The organism is Yoonia sp., from assembly GCF_046292185.1.
In the GTDB taxonomy this organism is placed as follows: domain Bacteria; phylum Pseudomonadota; class Alphaproteobacteria; order Rhodobacterales; family Rhodobacteraceae; genus Yoonia.
Genome location: NZ_JBKBQY010000003.1, coordinates 1 through 20,985, shown reverse-complemented (window position 1 = coordinate 20,985; position 20,985 = coordinate 1). Strand labels below are relative to the sequence as shown.

At 58.3% G+C, this 20,985-nt stretch carries 21 protein-coding genes; 13 read left to right on the top strand and 8 right to left on the bottom strand.

Translation table 11 applies throughout. The annotated features are described in order from the left end of the window. The first annotated feature begins 13 nt into the window (after positions 1-13). The gene (locus ACK4TM_RS01215) at positions 14-970 is read left to right on the top strand and encodes a D-2-hydroxyacid dehydrogenase family protein (protein ID WP_409695476.1); all 957 of its coding nucleotides are present in this window, start codon (positions 14-16) and stop codon (positions 968-970) included. 58 nt (positions 971-1,028) lie between these two features. Next, positions 1,029-2,102 carry a tartrate dehydrogenase gene (locus tag ACK4TM_RS01210; protein ID WP_409695473.1) on the top strand — a complete coding sequence of 358 codons (1,074 nt, stop codon included), beginning with the start codon at positions 1,029-1,031 and terminating at the stop codon, positions 2,100-2,102. Positions 2,103-2,116: 14 nt separating this feature from the next. On the opposite strand, the gene ACK4TM_RS01205 is transcribed toward ACK4TM_RS01210, so the two are convergent. The 8 genes from ACK4TM_RS01205 to ACK4TM_RS01170 all read right to left on the bottom strand — a co-directional run bounded on the left by ACK4TM_RS01205 (position 2,117) and on the right by ACK4TM_RS01170 (position 9,384). Further along, positions 2,117-2,305 carry a hypothetical protein gene (locus ACK4TM_RS01205; protein WP_409695470.1) on the bottom strand — a complete coding sequence of 63 codons (189 nt, stop codon included), beginning with the start codon at positions 2,303-2,305 and terminating at the stop codon, positions 2,117-2,119. A 99-nt stretch (positions 2,306-2,404) separates the two neighbouring features. Next, entirely contained in the window at positions 2,405-3,154 is a 750-nt protein-coding gene (locus ACK4TM_RS01200) for an FCD domain-containing protein (protein ID WP_409695467.1), read from the bottom strand. A 26-nt stretch (positions 3,155-3,180) separates the two neighbouring features. Then, the gene (locus ACK4TM_RS01195; RefSeq protein ID WP_409695464.1) at positions 3,181-4,254 is read right to left on the bottom strand and encodes an isocitrate/isopropylmalate dehydrogenase family protein; all 1,074 of its coding nucleotides are present in this window, start codon (positions 4,252-4,254) and stop codon (positions 3,181-3,183) included. Further along, on the bottom strand, positions 4,251-5,633 hold the full coding sequence (locus ACK4TM_RS01190) for an MmgE/PrpD family protein (RefSeq protein WP_409695461.1): 1,383 nt from the start codon (positions 5,631-5,633) through the stop codon (positions 4,251-4,253). Before ACK4TM_RS01190 ends, ACK4TM_RS01195 begins: the two co-directional genes overlap by 4 nt. 27 nt (positions 5,634-5,660) lie before the next feature. Next, the gene (locus tag ACK4TM_RS01185; protein WP_409695458.1) at positions 5,661-6,452 is read right to left on the bottom strand and encodes an SDR family NAD(P)-dependent oxidoreductase; all 792 of its coding nucleotides are present in this window, start codon (positions 6,450-6,452) and stop codon (positions 5,661-5,663) included. Then, positions 6,442-7,512, bottom strand: coding sequence for an AbrB family transcriptional regulator (locus ACK4TM_RS01180; protein WP_409695455.1), 1,071 nt, complete (start codon positions 7,510-7,512; stop codon positions 6,442-6,444). Before ACK4TM_RS01180 ends, ACK4TM_RS01185 begins: the two co-directional genes overlap by 11 nt. A 10-nt stretch (positions 7,513-7,522) precedes the next feature. Further along, positions 7,523-8,950, bottom strand: coding sequence for an MmgE/PrpD family protein (locus ACK4TM_RS01175; RefSeq protein WP_409695452.1), 1,428 nt, complete (start codon positions 8,948-8,950; stop codon positions 7,523-7,525). Positions 8,951-9,048: 98 nt separating this feature from the next. Further along, the gene (locus ACK4TM_RS01170; protein WP_409695449.1) at positions 9,049-9,384 is read right to left on the bottom strand and encodes a hypothetical protein; all 336 of its coding nucleotides are present in this window, start codon (positions 9,382-9,384) and stop codon (positions 9,049-9,051) included. Here ACK4TM_RS01170 and ACK4TM_RS01165 point away from each other — a divergent pair. From ACK4TM_RS01165 to yjfF, 11 genes are all read left to right on the top strand, one after another. Next, on the top strand, positions 9,356-10,357 hold the full coding sequence (locus tag ACK4TM_RS01165) for a tripartite tricarboxylate transporter substrate-binding protein (protein WP_409695446.1): 1,002 nt from the start codon (positions 9,356-9,358) through the stop codon (positions 10,355-10,357). The genes ACK4TM_RS01170 and ACK4TM_RS01165 overlap by 29 nt on opposite strands. 57 nt (positions 10,358-10,414) lie before the next feature. Further along, positions 10,415-10,882 (top strand): tripartite tricarboxylate transporter TctB family protein, encoded by a 468-nt coding sequence (locus tag ACK4TM_RS01160; RefSeq protein WP_409695444.1) that lies wholly within the window; start codon positions 10,415-10,417, stop codon positions 10,880-10,882. Between the two features lie 6 nt (positions 10,883-10,888). Then, positions 10,889-12,406, top strand: a complete 1,518-nt coding sequence (locus ACK4TM_RS01155) for a tripartite tricarboxylate transporter permease (protein ID WP_409695441.1) — start codon at positions 10,889-10,891, stop codon at positions 12,404-12,406. Between the two features lie 67 nt (positions 12,407-12,473). Then, the gene (locus tag ACK4TM_RS01150) at positions 12,474-13,514 is read left to right on the top strand and encodes a PdxA family protein (RefSeq protein ID WP_409695438.1); all 1,041 of its coding nucleotides are present in this window, start codon (positions 12,474-12,476) and stop codon (positions 13,512-13,514) included. Next, complete coding sequence (locus ACK4TM_RS01145; RefSeq protein ID WP_409695435.1) at positions 13,511-14,578, top strand: tartrate dehydrogenase; 1,068 nt, start codon at positions 13,511-13,513, stop codon at positions 14,576-14,578. The genes ACK4TM_RS01150 and ACK4TM_RS01145 overlap by 4 nt, the downstream gene beginning before the upstream one ends. A 145-nt stretch (positions 14,579-14,723) precedes the next feature. Then, positions 14,724-15,650, top strand: a complete 927-nt coding sequence (locus tag ACK4TM_RS01140; RefSeq protein ID WP_409695433.1) for an AbrB family transcriptional regulator — start codon at positions 14,724-14,726, stop codon at positions 15,648-15,650. A gap of 160 nt (positions 15,651-15,810) precedes the next feature. Next, complete coding sequence (locus tag ACK4TM_RS01135) at positions 15,811-16,206, top strand: DUF2177 family protein (protein WP_409695430.1); 396 nt, start codon at positions 15,811-15,813, stop codon at positions 16,204-16,206. Between the two features lie 230 nt (positions 16,207-16,436). Beyond that, positions 16,437-17,390: a galactofuranose ABC transporter, galactofuranose-binding protein YtfQ gene (ytfQ, locus tag ACK4TM_RS01130; RefSeq protein ID WP_409695427.1), complete on the top strand. Its 954-nt coding sequence runs from the start codon at positions 16,437-16,439 to the stop codon at positions 17,388-17,390. Positions 17,391-17,479: 89 nt separating this feature from the next. Further along, positions 17,480-18,973: a sugar ABC transporter ATP-binding protein gene (locus ACK4TM_RS01125; protein WP_409695424.1), complete on the top strand. Its 1,494-nt coding sequence runs from the start codon at positions 17,480-17,482 to the stop codon at positions 18,971-18,973. Continuing rightward, positions 18,970-19,971 carry an ABC transporter permease gene (locus tag ACK4TM_RS01120; protein ID WP_409695421.1) on the top strand — a complete coding sequence of 334 codons (1,002 nt, stop codon included), beginning with the start codon at positions 18,970-18,972 and terminating at the stop codon, positions 19,969-19,971. Before ACK4TM_RS01125 ends, ACK4TM_RS01120 begins: the two co-directional genes overlap by 4 nt. Continuing rightward, positions 19,968-20,924 (top strand): galactofuranose ABC transporter, permease protein YjfF, encoded by a 957-nt coding sequence (gene yjfF, locus ACK4TM_RS01115; RefSeq protein ID WP_409695418.1) that lies wholly within the window; start codon positions 19,968-19,970, stop codon positions 20,922-20,924. Before ACK4TM_RS01120 ends, yjfF begins: the two co-directional genes overlap by 4 nt. Positions 20,925-20,985 lie beyond the last annotated feature (61 nt).

Below are 20,985 nucleotides of genomic sequence, written 5' to 3'. Positions count from 1 at the left end.
AGGAGTAATGCCAATGCGCATCGCCATCCTTGACGACTGGGCTGACAGCGCCCTTGCGATGGCTGACTGGGACAGCCTGCCGGGAGACATCACCGTTTTCCACGATACTTTGCACGACGAAGACGCGCTCGTTGCGCGTCTGGCCCCGTTCGAGGTCATCTGCCTGATGCGTGAACGAAGCAGGATGCCCGCCTCGCTGATTGCGCGGTTACCGCAACTGCGCCTGATCGTCACGACCGGGATGCGCAATCTCGCCCTTGATGTTGAGGCAGCGAAATCGCAGGGGATCGTGGTTTGTGGCACCGATACCCGCAAGACGACCGCATCTGAACTTGCCATGACGCTCCTACTGGCGATGGCCCGCAATCTGATCCCGCAGACCCAATCGATCGCATCGGGCGGGTGGCAGCGCGGGTTGGGGCGCGATCTTGACGGCATGACGCTCGGGCTGATCGGCGCAGGTGCCATTGGGGCGCAGATGGTCGAACGTGCGCGCCCCTTCGGGATGCAGATCCTTGCCTGGTCGCAAAACCTGACCGACGAACGCTGTGCCGAGTTGCAGATCCAGCGCGCGGAAAGTCTGGCGGATCTGATGGCCCGGTCAGATGCGATTTCGATTCATGTCGTGCTGTCTGACCGGACCAGGCATCTTGTCGACAAAACCGCCCTTGCCGCGATGAAACCGGATGCGATGCTGGTGAATACCTCGCGCGGGTCCATTGTCGATACGCAGGCTTTGCTTGATGCGTTGCGCGCGTCCTCTGGCCGGCGTGCTGCGCTGGATGTTTTTGACGTCGAACCGCTGCCCGAAACCGACCCTATACGCGATTCCGCGTTGATCGAGACCGGGCAATTGCTGTTGACGCCGCATATCGGTTACGTGACCGAAGCGACCTGGCGGCTGTTTTATGAACAGACCGTGGCGGCAATCCATGCTTTCTACCACGCAAGGCCCGTGCGACAGCTTTAGATTTGATCAGCAGGTAGGGTCTGACACAGACAAACATTCCAATCTGAAGGCGCAAGACATGATTACCTACAAGATCGCAGCAATCCCGGCGGATGGTATCGGCCCCGAAGTTATTGCTGCGGGGCTACAGGCACTGGAGGTGCTGGCGGCGCGGGACGGCAGCTTTCAGATGAATGTCACCACTTTCAACTGGGGGTCTGACTATTATCGTCGCACGGGGCAGATGATGCCTCCGGACGGGACCGCTCAGCTTAAAGACTTCGATGCGATATTTTTCTGCGCGGTGGGCGCGCCGGATGTCCCCGACCATATCACGCTTTGGGGGTTGCGCCTGCCGATCTGTCAGGGCTTTGATCAATACGCCAATGTGCGCCCCACGCGCATCCTGCCGGGCATCCAGACCCCGCTAAAGGATGTCGGGCCAGGTGATCTTGACTGGGTGATCGTGCGTGAAAATTCCGAAGGCGAATATTCCGGTCACGGCGGTCGTGCACACAAGGGCCTACCGGAGGAAGTCGGCACCGAGGTGGCAATTTTCACGCGCGTAGGTGTGACGCGCATCATGCGTTACGCATTCAGGCAGGCGCAATCCCGCCCGCGCAAATTTCTGACCGTGGTCACGAAATCAAATGCGCAGCGGTTCGGGATGGTGATGTGGGATGAAATTGCAGCCGAGGTCGCGTTAGAATTTCTCGATGTTTCGTGGGACAAGATGTTGGTCGACGCCATGACCGTGCGCATGGTGAAAGACCCCAAAAGTCTGGACACCATCGTCGCCACGAACCTGCATGCGGATATCCTTTCGGATCTGGCGGGTGCTTTGGCGGGCAGCCTGGGTGTCGCACCGACCGCCAATATCGACCCCGAACGACGCTTTCCGTCGATGTTTGAGCCGATCCACGGTTCTGCCTTCGACATTACGGGCAAGGGTATCGCAAATCCGGTCGCGACCTTCTGGACAGCAGCGCAGATGCTTGAACACCTTGGCGAAGACGCGGCGGCAAAGCGTCTTATGCGCGCAGTAGAAGCGGTCTGCGCAAGCGGCGTGATGACACCCGATGTCGGCGGAACCGCAAACACACAGCAGGTCACCGATGCCGTTTGCGAAGCAATCAGGACCACCAATATCTAGACGGCTGGAAAAGCTTACAGTTCGCGAAAACCAAGCGTTTGCATGTCGACGCTTGCAGGGGTGCGGCGCGCTTCACGCGCCCGGGCTACTCCGATGGCGGCTTCAAGGCGATCAACTGCGGCCATGATGTCCGCAAGCCAGGATTTCGCCCGACCGGCAGCCGGCAAAGAGGTAAAGGTTAGTCTGTTGGTAAGATAATCCATAGTATCACCCGTTGTTTACAATGACGGGTAATACACGGTTAAAATTGTGCCGCAATGCAGCATGTGACAGGCCTGATATGCGGCCTTGTCATGGCTCACCTATTTTTCGTCGTCGATTGTAGACATATAACGTATCTTGGCACGCTCTACATGGCGAATGAACGCTTCCTGCGCGCGCAGCTTGTCACCACTCGCAACCGCATCCACCATTTCGGAATGTTCGCGGTTGGAAACTGAAAGGCCCCCAGCCTGAACCAGTGTTCGTGCACGGCAGAGGTGCAGCTTTTTGACGAAACTGCGATATTCATTTGCAAGCACCTTATTTCCGGATGAGGATATAAGATAATCGTGAAATGCCAGATTCTGACGATAATATTCGTCAAATGACTGTTCTTTTGCGAATTTTTCCATCTCGGCCACGAAGTTATACATTGTTTCCAGCATAAGATCATTCAGACGGTCGGTCAGTAAACGGCCAGCCAGCCCGAACAACGCTGCACGGACATCGTATACTTCCAGCGCTTCACGGGTAGAGATTGACCTGACAATGACCCCCCGGTTGCGGACGGACTCCACCATGCCGCGCGCTGCCAGCGTTTGCATTGCTTCGCGTAATGGCCCCCGGCTGGTCCCGAAACGTTGGGCCAGTTCGATTTCGATCAACCGCTCGCCGGGGCGAAGCTCTCCAGCAAGGATCATGCGCTCCAGCGCCTGTTCAATCTGCGCCGTGCGGGATACCGACCGGTCGTCAATTTCGTCGGTGCCGATAACATGTTCTCCTGAAGAGTTCATCTGGACTCCATCGCTCACTGCCATAACACCATAAAACATTAGTGTTTTGTGCTCCATGCCTCGTTTTGTTGCCCCGGTCCAGTCTAAATGGCGTTCAGAATGGCGCGCTCCATCGCGGCAGGGTCGCCGGTGCCCCGGATGTCGGGGGTGCGTGTGTCACTTTGAGACAAGGCCGTCTGCATGGCTTTCAGCAGAATTTCCGACATCCGCAGAGCACCGGCAAGGCCATGGGCATGGCCCAGCCAATCAAACAGCATCCGCGTCGATTCCATCATGGCATAGGGGTTTGCAATGCCTTTGCCCGCGATATCCGGTGCCGAACCATGCGTCGCCTGCGCCATGGCGACAGAGCCACGGCCAATACATAAACCCGGGGCCATTCCCAGACCGCCAACCAGCCCTGCCGCCACATCCGTCAGGATGTCGCCAAACATGTTGGTCGTAACGATCACATCGAAGTTGTGGGGGTCACGCACCAGACGCATGCCCATCGTGTCGACCATCATTTCATCGACGATCACATCGGGGAATTCCTTTGCCACCTCGTAGCAGCCGTCGACAAACATGCCACAACCAAGCTTGAACACGGTGTTCTTATGCACCAGCGTTAACCGCTTTTTGCGTGTCTGCGCGATCTGGAACGCTGCCCGCGCGACCTTTCTTGATCCTTCCAACGATATGACGCGCACTGAAATCGTCATATCGTGGCTGGGGCGAAATTCACCCGCGCCCATGACGACATTGCGATCAGGCTGAAAGCCTTCGTTGTTTTCACGCACGATAACCAGATCGACATTGTCGTGCAGACAGCCAATGTCGGGGAATGACCGGGTGGGGCGCACATTGGCAAAAAGGTCGAAATGCTTACGCAGGATCGGGTGCGGGTTCACCGCTTCCGGCACTCTGGGGTAATCGCGATGGCCGATCGGCCCGAGGATCCAACCGTCAAGCCGTGCCAGCGTTTCCAGCGTGCCAGGCGGCATCGTATGGCCATGCGTATCCAGCGCGCGCCGACCGATCGGCAAGTCGGTCCACGCGATCGGTTGCCCTGCACGCTCTGCTGCGGCGCGGGCGATCCTTACCGAGGCGGGGACGATCTCGTGCCCAATATCATCCCCTTCAAGCACGCCGATCTGCAAGGCACGGTCAGCGGTCATGCCGCCACCGCCCGTTCGCTGGCACAACGCGCAACATCCGCGATATCGCCCAGCTCTGCGCTGCGCCATGCAAGGCGCAGCAGCTTTTCGGTCGCGGCTTCACCAATGACCAACGCGGACTGCACTTTGAACTTCTGATCAATTTGCTCATCGGTCAGCGGCATTTCGCTGCTGCCGATTGTGCGTTCGATATGTTTGTCCATCGTGCTACCGTCTTTGAAGGTGACACGGATCGTAACCGATGCTTCGTGGCAGGTCGCATCCGCGGTCGCATCGATCCGGTCGCGCAGATCAACGACACTGGCATCGTTGACCAGGTCATCGGTAAAGGCGGTCGGGGCGCCGTCCCCGTGCAGCAACGCTGCCGCCGCCGCATGAAAGACGCTGAATTTGCCTTCAAGGCCTGTGCGTGGACTGCGTTTGCCCGTCAGTTCAAGCACCAGTGGATGCGTGGTCAGATGAACGGACGCGATATCCGACACGCGCTCACCGATCTCTTCACGGATCTGCTGGCAGCCGTCTATGGCAGGATGGATCACGATTCCGCAGGCGAAGGGCTTGTAGCTGTTCAGCGCAGATTCCCAGCGTGTCCCAAGTTCGCCAAGGATTTCATTCCAGTCCTGCTTGTCGGACATCACCGTGGCGAAACCGCGCGGTGCTTCTATCGCACGTTCGGAGCTGTCGAAACCGGCCTCTGCCAGTAGGGCCGACATCATCCCGTTCTGTGCGGCGCGACCGGGATGAAAACTCTTGGTCATGGTGCCGAACATTTCGCGCAGACCGGACGACTGGCTTGCCGCCAGGCCAAAAGCCCACTGCATTTTCTGCCGGTCCAGCCCGATGACCTTGCCGATGGCGGCAGCGGCACCGAACACGCCGGCGGTGCCGGTGATGTGCCAGCCCCGATCATAATGATGCGGATAGACGGAATTGCCAATCCGGCATTCGACTTCGACGCCGACGATCAGGGCCGTCAGAAAATCCTCGCCCGACATGGGACGGATTTCCGACAAAGCCAACAAGGCAGATGCGACAGGCCCGGCGGGGTGAATGATGGTTTTCAGATGGGTGTCATCATAGTCCAGAACATGCGATGTGATACCGTTCAGCAAAGCCGCATGGGCGGCGTCCAGCCGCTCGGGGCGGCCCAGAACGGTGGCATCCGCCTTGCCGCTGAACGGGGCTACGGCGCGCAGTGCGGCGTCCACCGTTTCGTGGCGGGCGCCACCAACAGCACAGCCCACCCAGTTCACGAAAGTACGCAAGCCTTCGCGCCGGACCTCTGCTGGAATATCGGCACCTTTCAGTTCTACCACCCACTCGGCCAGCAGGCGGGTGACTTCAGGTGTGCCCGCAGGCGTTTCTTGATGTCCACTCATGATCAGCATTTCCTTTATAGTTAGAGTTCACAACAAACCGCGGGCGATGCCGCCGTCGACATTTAGCGCCTGTCCGGTCACGTAGCTGGCGCAGGGGCTGGCAAGCCACAGCACATTGCGCGCGATTTCGTCGGATGTCCCAAAGCGCTGCATCGGGATCTCGACTGCAAATTCGGCAAGGACGTCATCGCGGCTGCGGTTCTGCTCTGCCGCCATCTTGTCAGCGCGGTTCAGCCATAACGGGGTCAGCGTGCGCCCCGGCGCGATCAGGTTCACGCGGATACCGTCCTCGGCAAGTTCAAGCGCCAGGGTCTTGTTCAGCCCCAACAGGCCGGCCTTGTGGACGTTGGACATGATCTGATGCGCATAGGGCATCTTTGACGCGGCGGCGCCCAGCATCACGATTGCGGGGCGATCCCCCGTGCGCAGCAGCGGGAGCAGCGCCCGGATCGTGCGGACGGTCGACATGATGTTGAACTGGTAATTCCGCAGCCAGTCGTCATCGGACAGATCTGCGAACGCGCTTCTGACAGAGCCGCCGACCGCGCAAACCAGCGCGTCAAGGCCCGACCAATGGTCTGCGACCTGGTCTGCCAGGGCTTCGCCAGCACCATCCTTGGTGACATCGCAGACCAGTTGCAGCGGTGCGCGGCCCGGCTCCGCCGCGATCTTTGCAGCGGCTTTGGCAAGATTTTCGGGACTGCGCGACGCGACAGCCACATGCGCGCCGTCCTGCGCCGCAAGCCGTGCGGTGGCTAGCCCGATACCGTAGTTGGCGCCAACGACAAGAAACCGGCGATGGGCGAGTTCAAGATCCATCTCTGGCACCTCTCAGTGAATTATAAAGGCGGAAAATCAACAGGATCGTTGAAGACACGATCAGAATCCGCATGACATGAAAGGCCGCGACCGTTTCGGCATCAAGGTTCATCACCTTGGCGGTCAGAACCATTTCGGTCACCGCTGCCGGTGCCAAAGCAAGAAAGGCGGTGGTAAAGGGCAGCGCTGACAGGCCGGACATCACCCAGGCGCCAAAGACAGCCGCCAGAACCAGCACGCCGGCCGTGACAAGTGCTGCCGCGGTGACCCGTGGCAAGGCCGTCAAAAGGTTGCGCCGGAACTGACAACCCAGCCAGACACCAAGAAGGATTTGCGCAACCGTGATCATCCAGCCCGGAACGACAAAGGCGCCAAGGCCCGAAACTCCCAGGATCATTCCGGCAATGATCGGCCCGACAAGCCAAGGGTTGGGAATGGGTGTCGACCGTAACAAGACAGCCACCAATGTTGCAAACCCGAGCGCACCAAAGACAGGCAAAAGCGGGCTGATGCCGGTTTCTGTCTGTCCCGCGCCGAACCCGCCTGAAGAAACGAGAACCACAAAAGGCGTGACGGCGACAACCATCGACACGCGCATCGCATGCACCACCGCGATCGAGGACGACACGCCACCGAACTTTTTGGCGATGATTGCCATATCTGCGACGCCCCCTGCAGCGGTGGCAAAGAAGGCGGTGACGGGATCGACCCCCGCCAATCGCCGAAACAAGAATGCGGCAAGCGTCGTCACGCAGATCAGATAAAGCGTCGCGGCAACCATCTGGGGTAAAAGGGCGCTCAGCGCGACGACGCTCGCCGCGGTGAAACGCAGACCGATCGCGAGACCGACCGTGATCTGCGCCATTTCACGCCCGTAGGGCAGGAGGGCAAAGCTCAGCCCCGATGCGGACAGGATCGCAAAGACAAAGAACGGTCCCAGCATCCATGGAAGGGGTATGCCAATGCGCGCCGCGACAGCTCCGGCGACGCCACCTGCGGCATAAACCGGCAGCCGCAAAGCTACGGCACTTGTAAGACTACGTATACCCCCCGGTGCCATCCCCCGGTCCTTACAGCCGGAGCAAGGCCATCAGGCCATGGATATCGGGCAGCTTTTCAAGTTCGGCGACCATAGCCACCACCTCATTGGCCTTGCCGCTGTCCCACTGCGCGAATTGTGCGCATTCCAGAAACTTGTCCGCGACCTCCGCATAACTCATCGGATTTGCGGGGCTGCCTTTGCCGAAATCAGCCATACCACTGATGGTGCGGCCATCGGTCAGTTCGATGTCGATATAGGTTGTCATCAGATGATAACCCGCTGCCTCGGCACGGTCATCGACGACGAAATCCACCTTGGCGATCATATCCCTGACGTCTGGACGCAGCACGGCCTCGTCGGTGAACTCGGTCAGACCTGCCCGACCCTCCAGCAGCAGGATTGCCATGCAGAACTCCATCGAGAATTTCGCCTGCAATTCATTCTGCGGCTGGTGATGGATCAATGCGTTGGGCATGTTGGAATTGGTGCCGATCCGCACACGACGCACGTCTTTTGCCGTGATGTTGTTTTCAGTGATCAGCTGTCTCATCTTGGTCATGCCGGGATGCGTCAGCGACCCCGACGGATGCGGCTTGATCGACACCCCAGGTTCGACGAACGTCCAGGGCGCACCAAGTTTTCCGTCGATCGCAGTTGCATCATAGCCGCCGCCTGCCGCCTTGAAGAACCCGCGAGGCGCTTCAAGGATGTCGCCTGCTGCGGACCAGCCGTAGCTGGCGAATTGCGCGGCAACCACGCCGCTTTCCGATGACCGTCCCGCGTGAAACGGCTTGGTCATCGTGCCAAAGTTTTCACGCAACCCCGCAGATTGGCTGCCTGCAATGGACAAGGCACGCTTCATCGTGGGCAGGTCCAGCCCCATCAGGCGGCCAGCGGCAGACGCGGCAGCGAACGTCCCGCATGTCGCGGTGGCATGGAACCCTTCCTGATAATGGCGGGGATTGATCGCTTCGGCGATCTTGCATTCCACCTCTACACCCAGGTGGTAGGCAAGCATGATGTCTGCCCCTGACGCATTCAGGGTTTCGCCCATAGCAAGCGCGGCTGGCAATGCCGGCGCTGTCGGATGCGTCAGCAAGCCGTAAACGCGGTCTTTCGCGACAGCCAGCTGCGTATCGTCATAATCGTCAGCATGAATACCGACGCCGTTGCAAAACGCAGCAAAGCGCGCCGGGACCTTGAGGTCCGATCCGATGACCGTCGCGGCACCTGTCGGGGTGGAGATATCCGCCACATGGCGCCTGACCAGTTCCCCTGATTTCGCCACCGACCCCGACAAGGCCAGCCCGAGTCCGTCAAGAATTGATTTCTTGCCGTTTGCGACAGCAAGGTCCGGCAGGTCAGCCGACTGAGTCGCAAGGACGAACTGCGCCACTTCCTGGGACAGACCGGCCACTTCGCTGGCACCTGCTGCACCTTTGTTTTCAATCGTCATCCAAATCTCCTTTGTCTTCTTATATTCTCTGCCCACAGCGACTGCCCGGCCTGATTTTCATCTTCGTACTACAATAAAGACGTTATATACACATACTGTCAACATACGTCGATCGGTTGTTTGAGTCCTTTAACGCGAAGAAGCGCCATTATGTCAGCCATATTCGCCATAATAAACTGAATATAGTAGAAATTTAAGCTGTTTGCAAAAATAGCATCGGTATTTCTGACGCCATGCTTCTTGCGTTGCGGCATACACTTTAGGATAGGATCTATGATAAATACGTAAATATTGTTGACAAAAGCCTGCGAGTGCGGGACCGTATGGATGCGATGATCCGCAGACCATCTGTCGTGCAGATGCGGTGCGGCACTTCCGGCAAACCAGTTTGAGGAGGAAACTGACATGAAGTACAATTTTTCACGGCGGCGCATGTTGCAGGTCGCATCGGGTGGCGTTGCGGCGGCAGCTCTTTCGACACCCGCGATCCTGCGGGCCCAAGGCGCGTTTCCGAACCGTCCGATCAATGTCGTGGTGCCGTTTGACACCGGCGGCTACAATGATCGCCTGGCGCGCGCATTCGCACCCTTCCTGCAGGCCGAGCTTGGTCAGCCGCTGACGATCATCAACCGGGGCGGGGCTGGAGCGCTGCTGGGCCATTTGTTCTTCATGCAGCAACCGGTCGATGGCTATACCATACTCTGCACCTCGGCTGCTCCCTATCTGCCGCTAAACATCCTGACGCAGGATGCCAACTTTGCCGTCGAAGACTTTCACATGGTGAACCTGCCATCGCAGGATTATACGCTGCTGGCCACAAGCGCCGGATCCGAGTTTGAAGACATCAATGCTGTGATTGCGCGTTTGCAGGAAGATCCCGGCGGGTTGTCTATCGGTATTCAGGCTGCATCGGCGGATCTGGTGAACCTGAGCATCCTGTGCGACACGAATGACATCGCCTTCGATGATCTGCGTCTGGTGACCTATGATGGTGGCGGGCCCGCGCGCAACGCGGTTGCCGGGGGCGTTGTGGATATCGGGCTGGTCGGTGGCGAAGGCTTTCTGCCCTTGCGTGAACAGGTCCGCCCCCTGCTGACGTTCGACACCCGACAGCGCGATGACTGGGACGGCGCGATCGTCACCGATGTGATGGGGGATGATCCTGCATTCGTGGTTGGATCGCAGCGCGGTTGGGGGATGCATGCTGCATTGCAAGAGGCCGATCCAGAAGCCTTCCAGATTCTGACGGATGCGATCGAAGCAGCCTCTAAAAATCCCGACGCGATCGAGGCTTTGACCACCCAGCAGCTTGCCACAGACTGGTACGGGCCCGAAGAATCCAACCGGATGCTGGCAGCCACGTCCGACGTGATGGAACAATATCTTCATCTGCTGCAAGGTCAGTAACTGCGCTTCACGCTCGCCCGCTCTATGGGCGGGCCACGCTGCCGGGGAAAGGACGTCATGTCGATTTTACCAAACCGCAAAGTGGTCTGGGGTCATCTTGCGCTCGTCGCCGTCATCACGGGGGTCACGGTTGCCTATATCTTCGATGCGCGCGGCGTCTCGACCCGTCCGACAAATCTTTTGCTAATCCAGCCGCTGGCGATCATCATTGTTGTTCTGGCAGCCTTTGTCCTGCCGGGCATTTTCCCGCGCGCGGACAGCGACGAAGCAAAGCTGCATGATGGCGAAACCTGCATGGATCTGACCCGCTCACTGGCCGTCATTGCTGCTCTGGGGTTTCTTGCATTCACGCTTGAACGCATCGGTTTCGACATCGCCACTTTCGCATTCATGGTCGTCACGTTGGCTATCTGCGGCGAAAGACGCTGGTGGGTCAATCTGAGCTTCAGCGCGATTTTCACGGTGGCGCTTATCTATGGCTACGGCGCGATCACTCCCTTTCCCTTTCCTCTTACCATATTGTGAGGCCAGATGATCGAGTTTGACGCCGTTGCAGCGGCTTTCGCACTTTTGACATCGGACGGAAGCGCTTGGCTCTTTCTGATACCCGGTTTGCTGGTGGGGCTGGTGTTCGGTGCTATGCCCGGCATCTCGATCACCATGGCGATGGCTTTTGCGCTTCCTGCAACCTTGTATATGGATTTTCTGCCTGCCATCATCTTTCTGACCGCAATCTACACCGGGGCGGGGTTCGGCGGATCGGTGCCCGCCGTTTTAATGAACATTCCGGGCACGTCATCAGCGTTGGCGACAACCTTTGACGGTTATCCAATGGCGCGGGCAGGGCGCCATAATGAAGCGCTGGGCGTGGCGCTTGCCTCCTCTGTCCTGGGCTGTCTTGGGTCGTATCTCGTCCTTTTTCTGGTAATCGGCCCTGTGGCGGGTCTGGTGCTGAAACTTGGCCCATTGGAAATGTTCGCTGTCGCTGTCTGGGGGATGCTGCTGCTTGGGTCGCTTGCCGGGACATATATCGCGCGGGGCCTGCTCGCCGGAGCCTTTGGTGTCCTGCTGGGCACGATCGGCTTCAACTCCGCCGGGTTTGTCCGTGGCACGATGGGAGTGCCTTGGTTGCTGGATGGTGTGCCGCAGATCCCGGCCATGATGGGGCTGCTAGCGGCCAGCCAGCTGATCGCCTTGGTTAATACCACCTATCTGATCTCTGACGAAAGCGCGCGTACGATCAGCTTTCGCAAGACACTGTCAGGCTTCAGACTCGCGTTGCAATACCCCAGGATTATCTTGCGCGGGTCGGTGATAGGTGTGGTGATCGGCTCGATTCCGGGCGTCGGCTCGTCGATATCGAACCTGTTGTCCTATTCTGAAACCCGGCGCAATTCGGATGACCCGGACTCCTTCGGCCAAGGCAACCCGCAAGGCGTGATCGCTGCCGAAGCTGCGAATTCTTCCTCTGAAGGGGGGGCGATGGGCACGATGCTCGCACTGGGAATTCCTGGCGGCGGCGCGACGGCCATCCTGCTGGCAGCTTTTGCTATGCACAATATCGTGGGTGGCCCAAGCTTTATCGCCAACAACAAGGACATCGTTTATGCACTGATCTTTTCAAACTTTGCTCAGGCTGTCCTGCTTTTGTTCGTCGGCCTCGGCTTTGTCTATTTCGCCAGCTACATTGTCAGGGTGCCGTTACGGTTCCTGATCCCCAGCGTGCTGGTCGTGTCGAATTTCGGAGCATATGCCATCGAAGGCAGCGCGGCGGGCCCGATCACGCTCTGGGTGTTTGCGATTCTGGGCTGGGCGATGATGCGCTATGGGTATCCCGTCGCGGCGGCGGTGGTGGGCCTGTTGCTGGGCGGACTGCTGGAAAGCAACCTGTTGCGCACGTATCAGATCAGTGGTGGCGATTACATGTCCTATGCTGCCGAGCGCCCTGCCGCGCTGGTCGTGTTCGGGTTGATGATCTTGTCACTTGGCCTGCAAGCCATTTCAAAGCGTCGCCGTGCCCGAAAGCTGGCTTCAATCAAGCCGAAATAGTCGATGCGCGCGCAACTTACATCCGGCGACGGATCAGTGCGCGGCGCGCCAAAAAAGGAAAAAGCTCATGCTGTCATCAATCGACGAACGCCCTGTCATCGCTGTGATCCCCGGCGATCCGACCGGCATCGGTCCGGAACAGACAGCGCGTATTCTGTCCCGTGCGGAAACCCACAAGATCGCGCGCGTTCTCTTGGTCGGTGATCTGCGGGTGCTGGAACTGGGCATGCGCCAGGCAGGTGTAACGCTGCCGATCAAGGTCATTCAGGATGCGCGTGACGCGGATTACGGTGCTGACGCGATCCCCATGCTTAACTTGGGCAATATTGACCCTTCCGAACTGCTGCTTGGTGCTCCGGACGCCGACATCGGACGCTGCGTCGGGCAGACCCTCTCGGCAGCGGTGGGTCTGGCACGACAGGGGCATGTGCAGGGGGTCTGCTTTGCGCCTTTGCACAAAAAAGCGATGTATGACGGCGGGTGGAGGTTCGCGGACGAACATCAGCTTTTCGCGCATCTGATGGAGCACAAGGGGCCGTTCCGCGAAATGAACGTCCTTGAGGGACAATGGATGAGCAGGGTCACATCACATGTGTCGCTGCGTGGCGCGCTGGATGAAATCACCTATGACAACATCTGTGCATCGCTGCAATTGACCGATCGTGTTCTGCGCAACGCTGGTATGGAAAACCCCCGCATTGCGGTGGCGGCGCTGAACCCGCACGGGGGTGAAGGCGGGTTGTTCGGTGATGAAGAAATCAAGATCATCGCGCCTGCGGTGCGCGATATGGCCGCGACAGGCATTAATTGCAAAGGGCCGTTTCCGTCCGACACTGTCTATCTCAAGGCTTTTGCCGGCGAATATGACAGCGTGCTGGCAATGTATCACGATCAGGGTCAGATCGCGACCAAACTGCGCGGTTTCAACAAAGGCGTCACGGTCACAACCGGCCTTGCTGCGGTTTTCACCACACCGGCGCATGGCACCGCCTATGACATCGTCGGTCAGGGGATCGCAGATACCGGTGCATTCGAAAACGCGCTGGCGCTTGCCGCAAGGCTGGCCAAAACGCAGACCAAGCGGAAAACAAAAGGATCAGTGGCATGACCAATTCCTATCGCATCGCAGTGATCGCCGGTGACGGCATCGGCACCGAAGTTATGCCTGAGGGTATTCGCGTGCTCGACGCGGCGGCAAAACGCTACAAGCTGGATCTGCATTTTGATCACTTCGATTTTTCGTCCTGTGATTATTACGCCAGACACGGCCAAATGCTGCCTGACAACTGGAAGACACAGATCGGTGGGCATGATGCCATCTTTTTCGGTGCCGTCGGTATGCCTGAGCAAGTGCCTGACCACATCTCGCTTTGGGGGTCGCTGCTGCAATTCCGGCGCGAGTTCGACCAATACGTCAGCTTGCGACCGGCAAGGCTGATGCCGGGGGTGAAATCCCCGCTGGCAGGGCGTGGGCCGGGCGACATCGACATGATGATTGTGCGCGAAAATACCGAAGGTGAATATTCCTCGATCGGCGGCAAGATGTTTCCGGGCACCGACCGCGAAATCGTCATGCAGGAAACTGTAATGACGCGGATCGGTGTGGACCGCATTCTACGCTATGCGTTCGAGCTTGCACAAAAGCGCAGTGGCAAGCTTACTTCTGCCACCAAATCAAATGGCATTTCCATCACCATGCCATATTGGGATGAACGCGTTGTCGAAGTCGCGAAAGATTATGCCGACGTCAGTGTCGATAAATATCACATTGATATTCTGACGGCCTTGTTCGTGCTGCGGCCCCATGTTTTCGACGTTGTTGTCGCGTCGAACCTGTTCGGTGACATCTTATCCGACCTTGGGCCGGCCTGCACCGGTACCATCGGCATCGCGCCGTCAGGGAATATCAATCCTGAACGGAGGTTCCCGTCGCTGTTCGAACCGGTCCATGGTTCAGCCCCTGACATCGCGGGTCAGGGGATCGCGAACCCCATTGGTCAGATCTGGGCCGCTTCGATGATGCTTGACCATCTGGGACAGCCAGAAGCCGCCGCAGGCATTGTTTCAGCTATCGAAAAGGTGCTTGCGGAACCGGGTCTTCGTACCCGTGATCTTGAAGGTACGGCGGACACGAAAACATGCGGTATGGCTGTGGCAGATGCTCTTGCGTAACAACGGATGATGAATGACCAGCCGTCGTCGCCTTCTGATAGATCAGCCGCCACGACGCATAGGTTGGCGCTGTTGCGTACTAACGGCAGCGGTCGCATCAACGTTCGGTGCGCTGGCATGGATTGGCGGCTTGCCGGTGCCTTGGTTGCTGGGCGCCCTTTTCGGTACGGCGGCTTTTACGCTCGGCGGCGTCAGACTTGGCGTCCCTGTGCCGATGAAGGCCGCCTCTCATGGCTGCATCGGACTGATACTCGGCGCGTCGATCGAACCTGAAACCTTTGCCAGAGCAGCGCAATGGCCACTCACGCTGCTTGTACTTTCGGTCGGAATGATCTTCATCACGACGATCTGTGCTGTCTATTACATCCGTGTGGCAGGTTTCGACCGGCTGACGGCCACCGCCGCATCGCTGACGGGCGGATTGACCAATATCGTCGCGATTGCCATCCAGATGGGAGCCAACCCACCCGGCACGGTCATCGGACAATTGTTCCGGCTGACATCGGTGGTCGTCCTATTGCCGTTGATTTACACCCGCTGGCTCGGCGCGTCCGCAGAGGTCGCAACGATGGATGCCATGCAGACACTGTCCAGCAGCAATCTGTGGATGCTGCCGCTGGCGTGGCCTGCCTATTTTTTGGCCCGGAGATGTCATTTGCCGGTGCCTGACATGATGGGTCCGTTTCTGCTTTCAGCAGGATTTGCTGTCGCAGGTTATGGCATCGTGCTGCCGGACTGGCTTTTTGCGGCGGTCTTCCTCTTCGTCGGCGCATCCATCGGCACGAGATTTTACGGGTTGAAGTCGCAGAGCTTGGTCAGGATCGGCGGGCACGGGGCGGTTGCCACCTTTATTCTGCTCGTTAGCTCGGCGGTCGTGGCTTATCCCTTCAGTCTTGTGGCGGGGGTGCCGTTTCATGTCGCGCTGCTGGCGGTCGCGCCGGGCGGCGTTGCTGAAATCGCCATCCTGGCGACGGTCTTGGGCGTCGACCCGGTCTTTGTTACTTTTCACCAGGTCTTCCGAAACATTGTCCTGAATAGCGCCGCGCCTTTTGTACTGGCCCGGCTCAGGTGATGGTCATCCATTGATGGGCGGCTTTCGGTCGTTTGTCTGTCCTCGTTCATGCGACTCTAGGCTTGGCGTGCACAAGTGCCGGAACGGAACGCTGATCTGAGCGTTGCAATGACAATTCCGTTTCAATCGCTTCATGATGGCCATGTGAAGGACCTTTCCAATGCAGATCGCTTTTCTTTACATTGTGACAGCAGCAATATTTCTGATCATCGACGCGATCATGCTAAGCTTGGTTATGAAGCCGCTCTTCAAACGCCATGTCGGCCCGTTGATGGCTGAGCCTGTCCGCCTCACGCCTGCGGCGATCTTTTATCTGTTCTACGTGGGCGGCGTGGTGGCGCTTGTTTCTGTGCCGGCGTTGCGCGATGGCGGTGGCGTATTGGGGCCGGCGCTTCTGATCGGCCTGATGGCATATGGCACTTATGAGTTCACCAGCTATGCCGTGATGCGGGACTGGCACTGGACGATGGTGGTAACAGATACGCTGTGGGGCGGTGCTTTGACGGCGGGATCGGCTTGGGCTGGGGTTGCTATCACGAGTGCAATCATAGGCTGAGCCTTGGCAAGCGATCAGCGCGGTGCGAGGCTGTCGTAGGAGCCCGACCGAAATCAACTTCAAAGCCACATTTTCAGTGTCGTCATAAGTTTTCGGGGCCGCCATCAATCTACGTAGGCTAACTTCAGGGGAGCGGCCACATTGTTAAAAAATACTTGCTGTGATGTATATAATAGTATTTATTTGAGGTGGGTCCGGAGGGGGCCGGTGAGATCTGGGGAGGATTTCCTATGCTTAAAAGAACTTTGCTGGGCAGCGTTGCTGTCTTTACTCTTGGTGCTGCTGCCGTAAACGCGCAGACCATCGGCTTTTCGCAGATTGGCTCGGAATCCGGCTGGCGCGCTGCGGAAACCACTGTGACAATGCAAGAGGCCGAAGCCCGGGGCATTGATCTGCGATTCTCGGACGCCCAGCAGCGTCAGGAAAACCAGATTGCAGCGCTACGATCCTTTATTGCGCAGGGCGTTGATGCAATCCTGCTGGCACCCGTCGTGGCCACCGGCTGGGACTCCGTGCTTGAAGAGGCTGCAGAAGCAGAGATTCCTGTCGTCCTGCTGGACCGGATGGTCGACAGTGACCCGGACCTTTATCTGACTGCTGTCGGTTCTGATCTGGTCCATGAAGGCCGCGTCGCCGGCGAATGGCTGGTCGAGGCCGTGGACGGTGCCGCATGCCGTGTCGTCGAATTGCAGGGTACAACTGGATCTTCGCCCGCGATTGACCGCAAAAATGGCTTTGAACAGGGTATTGAAGGCGCCGACAACATTGAGATCGTGCGCAGTCAGACCGGTGACTTCACCCGCACCCGGGGCAAGGAAGTCATGGAAAGCTTCCTTCAGGCAGAAAATGGCGGCGCGGATATCTGTGCGCTTTATGCCCATAACGACGATATGGCTGTCGGCGCTATTCAGGCCATCAAAGAGGCTGGCCTGACCCCTGGCACCGACATTCTTGTCGTCTCCATTGATGCTGTGCCGGATATCTTTCTTGCACTGGCCGCAGGCGAGGCGAATGCCACCGTGGAACTGACACCCAATATGGCAGGCCCTGCCTTTGATGCGCTGGAGGCTTATTTCGCCGATAGCACGATGCCTGAAAAGTTTATCCAGACGGAATCGCGGCTTTATACGCAAGCTGATGATCCAGCCGGTGAATATGAGGCCCGCAAAGATCTGGGTTACTGATATTTTAACGGTAGAGGCTTGGGGCGCGGCGAAAGCTGCGTCCCGGCTGTATCCTGTCCCCTGACATTGCAAGACCCGGGAGGCATCTGATGCTACTCGCGACACGCGACCTGACCAAGGCCTTTCCCGGTACAAAGGCGTTGGATGCCGTCAGTTTCGGCCTTAAAGCAGGTGAGGTTCATGCCTTGCTGGGCGAAAATGGTGCTGGAAAATCGACCCTCATCAAATGCCTGACCGGCGCGTATAAGCGCGATTCCGGTGATATTTTGTTCGAAGGCCAGACGATAAACCCGCAAAGCACGCTTGAAGCCCAAGCCATCGGCATTGGTACTGTGTATCAAGAAGTGAATTTGCTGCCCAATCTGACGGTTGCAGAAAACCTGACCTTAGGCCATCAGCCGCGCCGCCTTGGGATGATCCGTTCGCGTGCGATGATCGCACAGGCGGATGAAATGCTGGTGGGATACGGGCTTGATATCGATGTGCGCCGCACGCTGGACCAGTATTCCGTCGCAGTGCAGCAGATCGTGGCGATTGCCCGTGCCGTACACCTGTCGGGGCGAGTTCTTATCTTGGATGAACCCACCGCCAGCCTTGATGCGCGTGAAGTGCAGATGCTGTTTGATGTCGTGCGCGACCTGCGCGCGCGGGGTCTGGGGATCATCTTTATTTCGCATTTTCTAGATCAGGTGTTTGAAATTTCAGATCGCCTGACGATCCTGCGCAATGGGAAGCATATCGCGACCCATGACGCGGCAGAGGTTGACCGCATGCAGCTGATCACCCTGATGCTGGGCCATGAATTGCAGCAGGAAACTGCCACACGTGCACGCCCGGCTGTGGACAGCACGGATGCTATCCGCTTTTCCGGCGTTGGGCGGCGGGGCCGGATCGCCCCCTTTGATCTGACCGTTCACAAGGGCGAGGTAATTGGCATGGCGGGCCTGCTTGGGTCAGGCCGCACCGAAAGCGCCGAGGTCATGTTCGGCGCAGTCCCCAGCGACAGCGGCACGGCCGAAGACAGCAAAGGCGTGCTCGACCTGCGCAATGCGCGCGCTGCCATTGCTGCCGGTTTTGCCTTTGCGCCCGAGGATCGCAAGACCGACGGGATCATCGCGGACCTCAGCGTACGCGAAAACATCATTCTTGCCCTTCAGGCGCGGCGCGGCTGGTCGCGCCCGATCCCGCAGGCCGAACAGATCCGCATGGCGAATAACTATATCGCCCGGCTCGATATCCGCACGCCGGACGCGGAAAAACCTGTCGGCCTGTTGTCGGGTGGCAACCAGCAAAAAGTGATTCTGGCACGTTGGCTGGCGACCAATCCGCGTTTCCTTATTCTTGATGAACCGACCCGCGGGATCGACGTGGGCGCCCATGCCGAAATTCTGCGCCTGATTGAAGAGGTCGTCGCAGAAGGCATGTCGATCCTTGTCATCTCATCGGAGCTGGATGAATTGGTCGCCGTGTCGCACCGGGTGATCGTCGTGCGCGATCGGCAGCATGTTTCAGAATTGACAGGGGAAGATGTGACCAGCGATACAATTGTCCGCGCGATTGCCGCACCAGAGGTGGTGACATGAAGATTGTCCTGCGTCGCATTGCGCCCCAATTGCTGACACTGGCTGCCGTGATCGTGCTGGTCAGCATCTATTTCCCCAGTTTCTGGCAGATCGTTTATGTCAACGACCGGCTGGTCGGCATTCCGATTGACGTGATCAAACGTGGCGCTCCCGTCGCTCTGCTCGCTATCGGGATGACACTGGTGATTGCCACAAGAGGAATCGATCTTTCGGTCGGTGCAGTGATGGCGATCTGCGGCGCAAGTGCCGCTTGGTCGATTGATCAGGGTTTCGGCATGTCGGCGGCGCTTGGCATCGCGCTGGTGGCAGGGTTGGTCTGCGGGTTGTGGAACGGGCTTTTGGTGGCTGTGTTCAACATTCAGCCGATTGTCGCGACGCTGATCCTGATGGTGGCAGGGCGGGGCATCGCGCAACTGATCACTGGTGGCACGATCCTGACATTTGACAATGATATGTTTTCCTACCTTGGGTCGGGAACGTTGCTTGGTGTCCCGGTACCTGCGGTGATCTGGGCGCTGACGGGGATCGGCTTTGGCCTTTTGGTGCGAAGGACAGCGCTGGGCCTGTTGGTGGAATCCATCGGGGTCAACCTGCGCGCCAGCACGCTGACAGGGATCAACAGCCGTGTCCTGCTGATTGCGGTATATATGGGGTCGGGGTTTTGCGCGGCCCTCGCCGGCATCATCGCCACGGCGGATATCCGGGGTGCCGATGCCAACAACGCGGGTCTTTGGCTGGAGCTTGACGCGATCCTTGCAGTCGTGATCGGCGGCAATTCCTTGCTGGGTGGACGGTTTTCGATCCTTGCGTCGATCCTTGGGGCGATGATCATCCAGACGATCAACACCGGCATTCTGTTGGCAGGCTTTCCGTCTGAGTTCAATCTGGTGATCAAGGCAGTGCTGGTGATCATCATCCTTGTACTGCAATCGCCCAAAGTGCTGCCACAACTGGCCTATCTGTGGCCCAAACGGTCTGGATCGGGGACCAGGACATGAATATGCGCGCGCTGCCACTTTATGCCACCATCGCCATCTTTCTGCTGGCCTATTTGATCTGCTACATCCAGTTTCCGGCGATGCTGTCCACGCGGGTCATCGGCAACCTACTGACCGACAACGCCTATCTGGGGATTGTCGCGGTCGGCATGACAATCGTGATCATTTCAGGCGGCATCGATCTGTCCGTCGGATCGGTTATCGCCTTTGCGGGCGTCTTTATTGCAGTGGTGTTGCGCGATACAGGGCTGCACCCACTGGTCGTATTTGCCATGCTGCTGGCGATCACCACCGCCTTTGGGGCGGCAATGGGCGGAATGATCTATCTGCTGGCGATGCCGCCTTTCATCGTCACGCTGGCAGGCATGTTTCTGGCGCGCGGGGCGAGCTATATGCTGTCGATCGATTCCGTACCGATTGCCGATCCGTTCTATAAGCTGATGCAAAGCGCCTATTATGTAATGCCCGGCCGCGGGCGGCTGACATTGCTTGGGCTGATCATGATCGCCGCTGTCGCTCTCGGGATGATCGTGCTGCACCGCACCCGGTTCGGCACGAATGTTTATGCTCTTGGCGGGGGCGAGGCTACGGCACGGCTGATGGGTGTCGCTGTTGGCCGGACCACCGTGGCTGTCTATGCGTTTTCCGGCTTTATGGCCGGGTTGTCGGGCATTGTCTTTTCCGTCTACACATCCGCGGGCTATCCGCTGGCCACCGTCGGGGTGGAACTGAGCGCAATTGCCGCGGTGGTCATTGGTGGTACGCTTTTGACTGGCGGCAGCGGCTATATGTTTGGTACGCTGATCGGTGTCCTGACGATGGGCCTAATCCAGACCTATATCGTCTTTGACGGCAGCCTGTCGAGCTGGTGGACGAAAATCATGATCGGCGGCCTGCTGCTGATGTTTATCCTGCTGCAAAAAGCACTGCTGCGCCTACGTATTTACAAATAATCAAGGATAAGCCATGTCCGATCTGCTGCGCGACGCCCTGAACGAAACACTCGTGCGCAAT

Coding starts and splice junctions, on each gene's coding strand:
- ACK4TM_RS01215 (WP_409695476.1), top strand. CDS start 14: ATGCGCATCGCCATCCTTGACGACTGGGCTGACAGCGCCCTTGCGATG.
- ACK4TM_RS01210 (WP_409695473.1), top strand. CDS start 1,029: ATGATTACCTACAAGATCGCAGCAATCCCGGCGGATGGTATCGGCCCC.
- ACK4TM_RS01205 (WP_409695470.1), bottom strand. CDS start 2,305: ATGGATTATCTTACCAACAGACTAACCTTTACCTCTTTGCCGGCTGCC.
- ACK4TM_RS01200 (WP_409695467.1), bottom strand. CDS start 3,154: ATGGAGCACAAAACACTAATGTTTTATGGTGTTATGGCAGTGAGCGAT.
- ACK4TM_RS01195 (WP_409695464.1), bottom strand. CDS start 4,254: ATGACCGCTGACCGTGCCTTGCAGATCGGCGTGCTTGAAGGGGATGAT.
- ACK4TM_RS01190 (WP_409695461.1), bottom strand. CDS start 5,633: ATGAGTGGACATCAAGAAACGCCTGCGGGCACACCTGAAGTCACCCGC.
- ACK4TM_RS01185 (WP_409695458.1), bottom strand. CDS start 6,452: ATGGATCTTGAACTCGCCCATCGCCGGTTTCTTGTCGTTGGCGCCAAC.
- ACK4TM_RS01180 (WP_409695455.1), bottom strand. CDS start 7,512: ATGGCACCGGGGGGTATACGTAGTCTTACAAGTGCCGTAGCTTTGCGG.
- ACK4TM_RS01175 (WP_409695452.1), bottom strand. CDS start 8,950: ATGACGATTGAAAACAAAGGTGCAGCAGGTGCCAGCGAAGTGGCCGGT.
- ACK4TM_RS01165 (WP_409695446.1), top strand. CDS start 9,356: ATGAAGTACAATTTTTCACGGCGGCGCATGTTGCAGGTCGCATCGGGT.
- ACK4TM_RS01170 (WP_409695449.1), bottom strand. CDS start 9,384: ATGCGCCGCCGTGAAAAATTGTACTTCATGTCAGTTTCCTCCTCAAAC.
- ACK4TM_RS01160 (WP_409695444.1), top strand. CDS start 10,415: ATGTCGATTTTACCAAACCGCAAAGTGGTCTGGGGTCATCTTGCGCTC.
- ACK4TM_RS01155 (WP_409695441.1), top strand. CDS start 10,889: ATGATCGAGTTTGACGCCGTTGCAGCGGCTTTCGCACTTTTGACATCG.
- ACK4TM_RS01150 (WP_409695438.1), top strand. CDS start 12,474: ATGCTGTCATCAATCGACGAACGCCCTGTCATCGCTGTGATCCCCGGC.
- ACK4TM_RS01145 (WP_409695435.1), top strand. CDS start 13,511: ATGACCAATTCCTATCGCATCGCAGTGATCGCCGGTGACGGCATCGGC.
- ACK4TM_RS01135 (WP_409695430.1), top strand. CDS start 15,811: ATGCAGATCGCTTTTCTTTACATTGTGACAGCAGCAATATTTCTGATC.
- ytfQ (WP_409695427.1), top strand. CDS start 16,437: ATGCTTAAAAGAACTTTGCTGGGCAGCGTTGCTGTCTTTACTCTTGGT.
- ACK4TM_RS01125 (WP_409695424.1), top strand. CDS start 17,480: ATGCTACTCGCGACACGCGACCTGACCAAGGCCTTTCCCGGTACAAAG.
- ACK4TM_RS01120 (WP_409695421.1), top strand. CDS start 18,970: ATGAAGATTGTCCTGCGTCGCATTGCGCCCCAATTGCTGACACTGGCT.
- yjfF (WP_409695418.1), top strand. CDS start 19,968: ATGAATATGCGCGCGCTGCCACTTTATGCCACCATCGCCATCTTTCTG.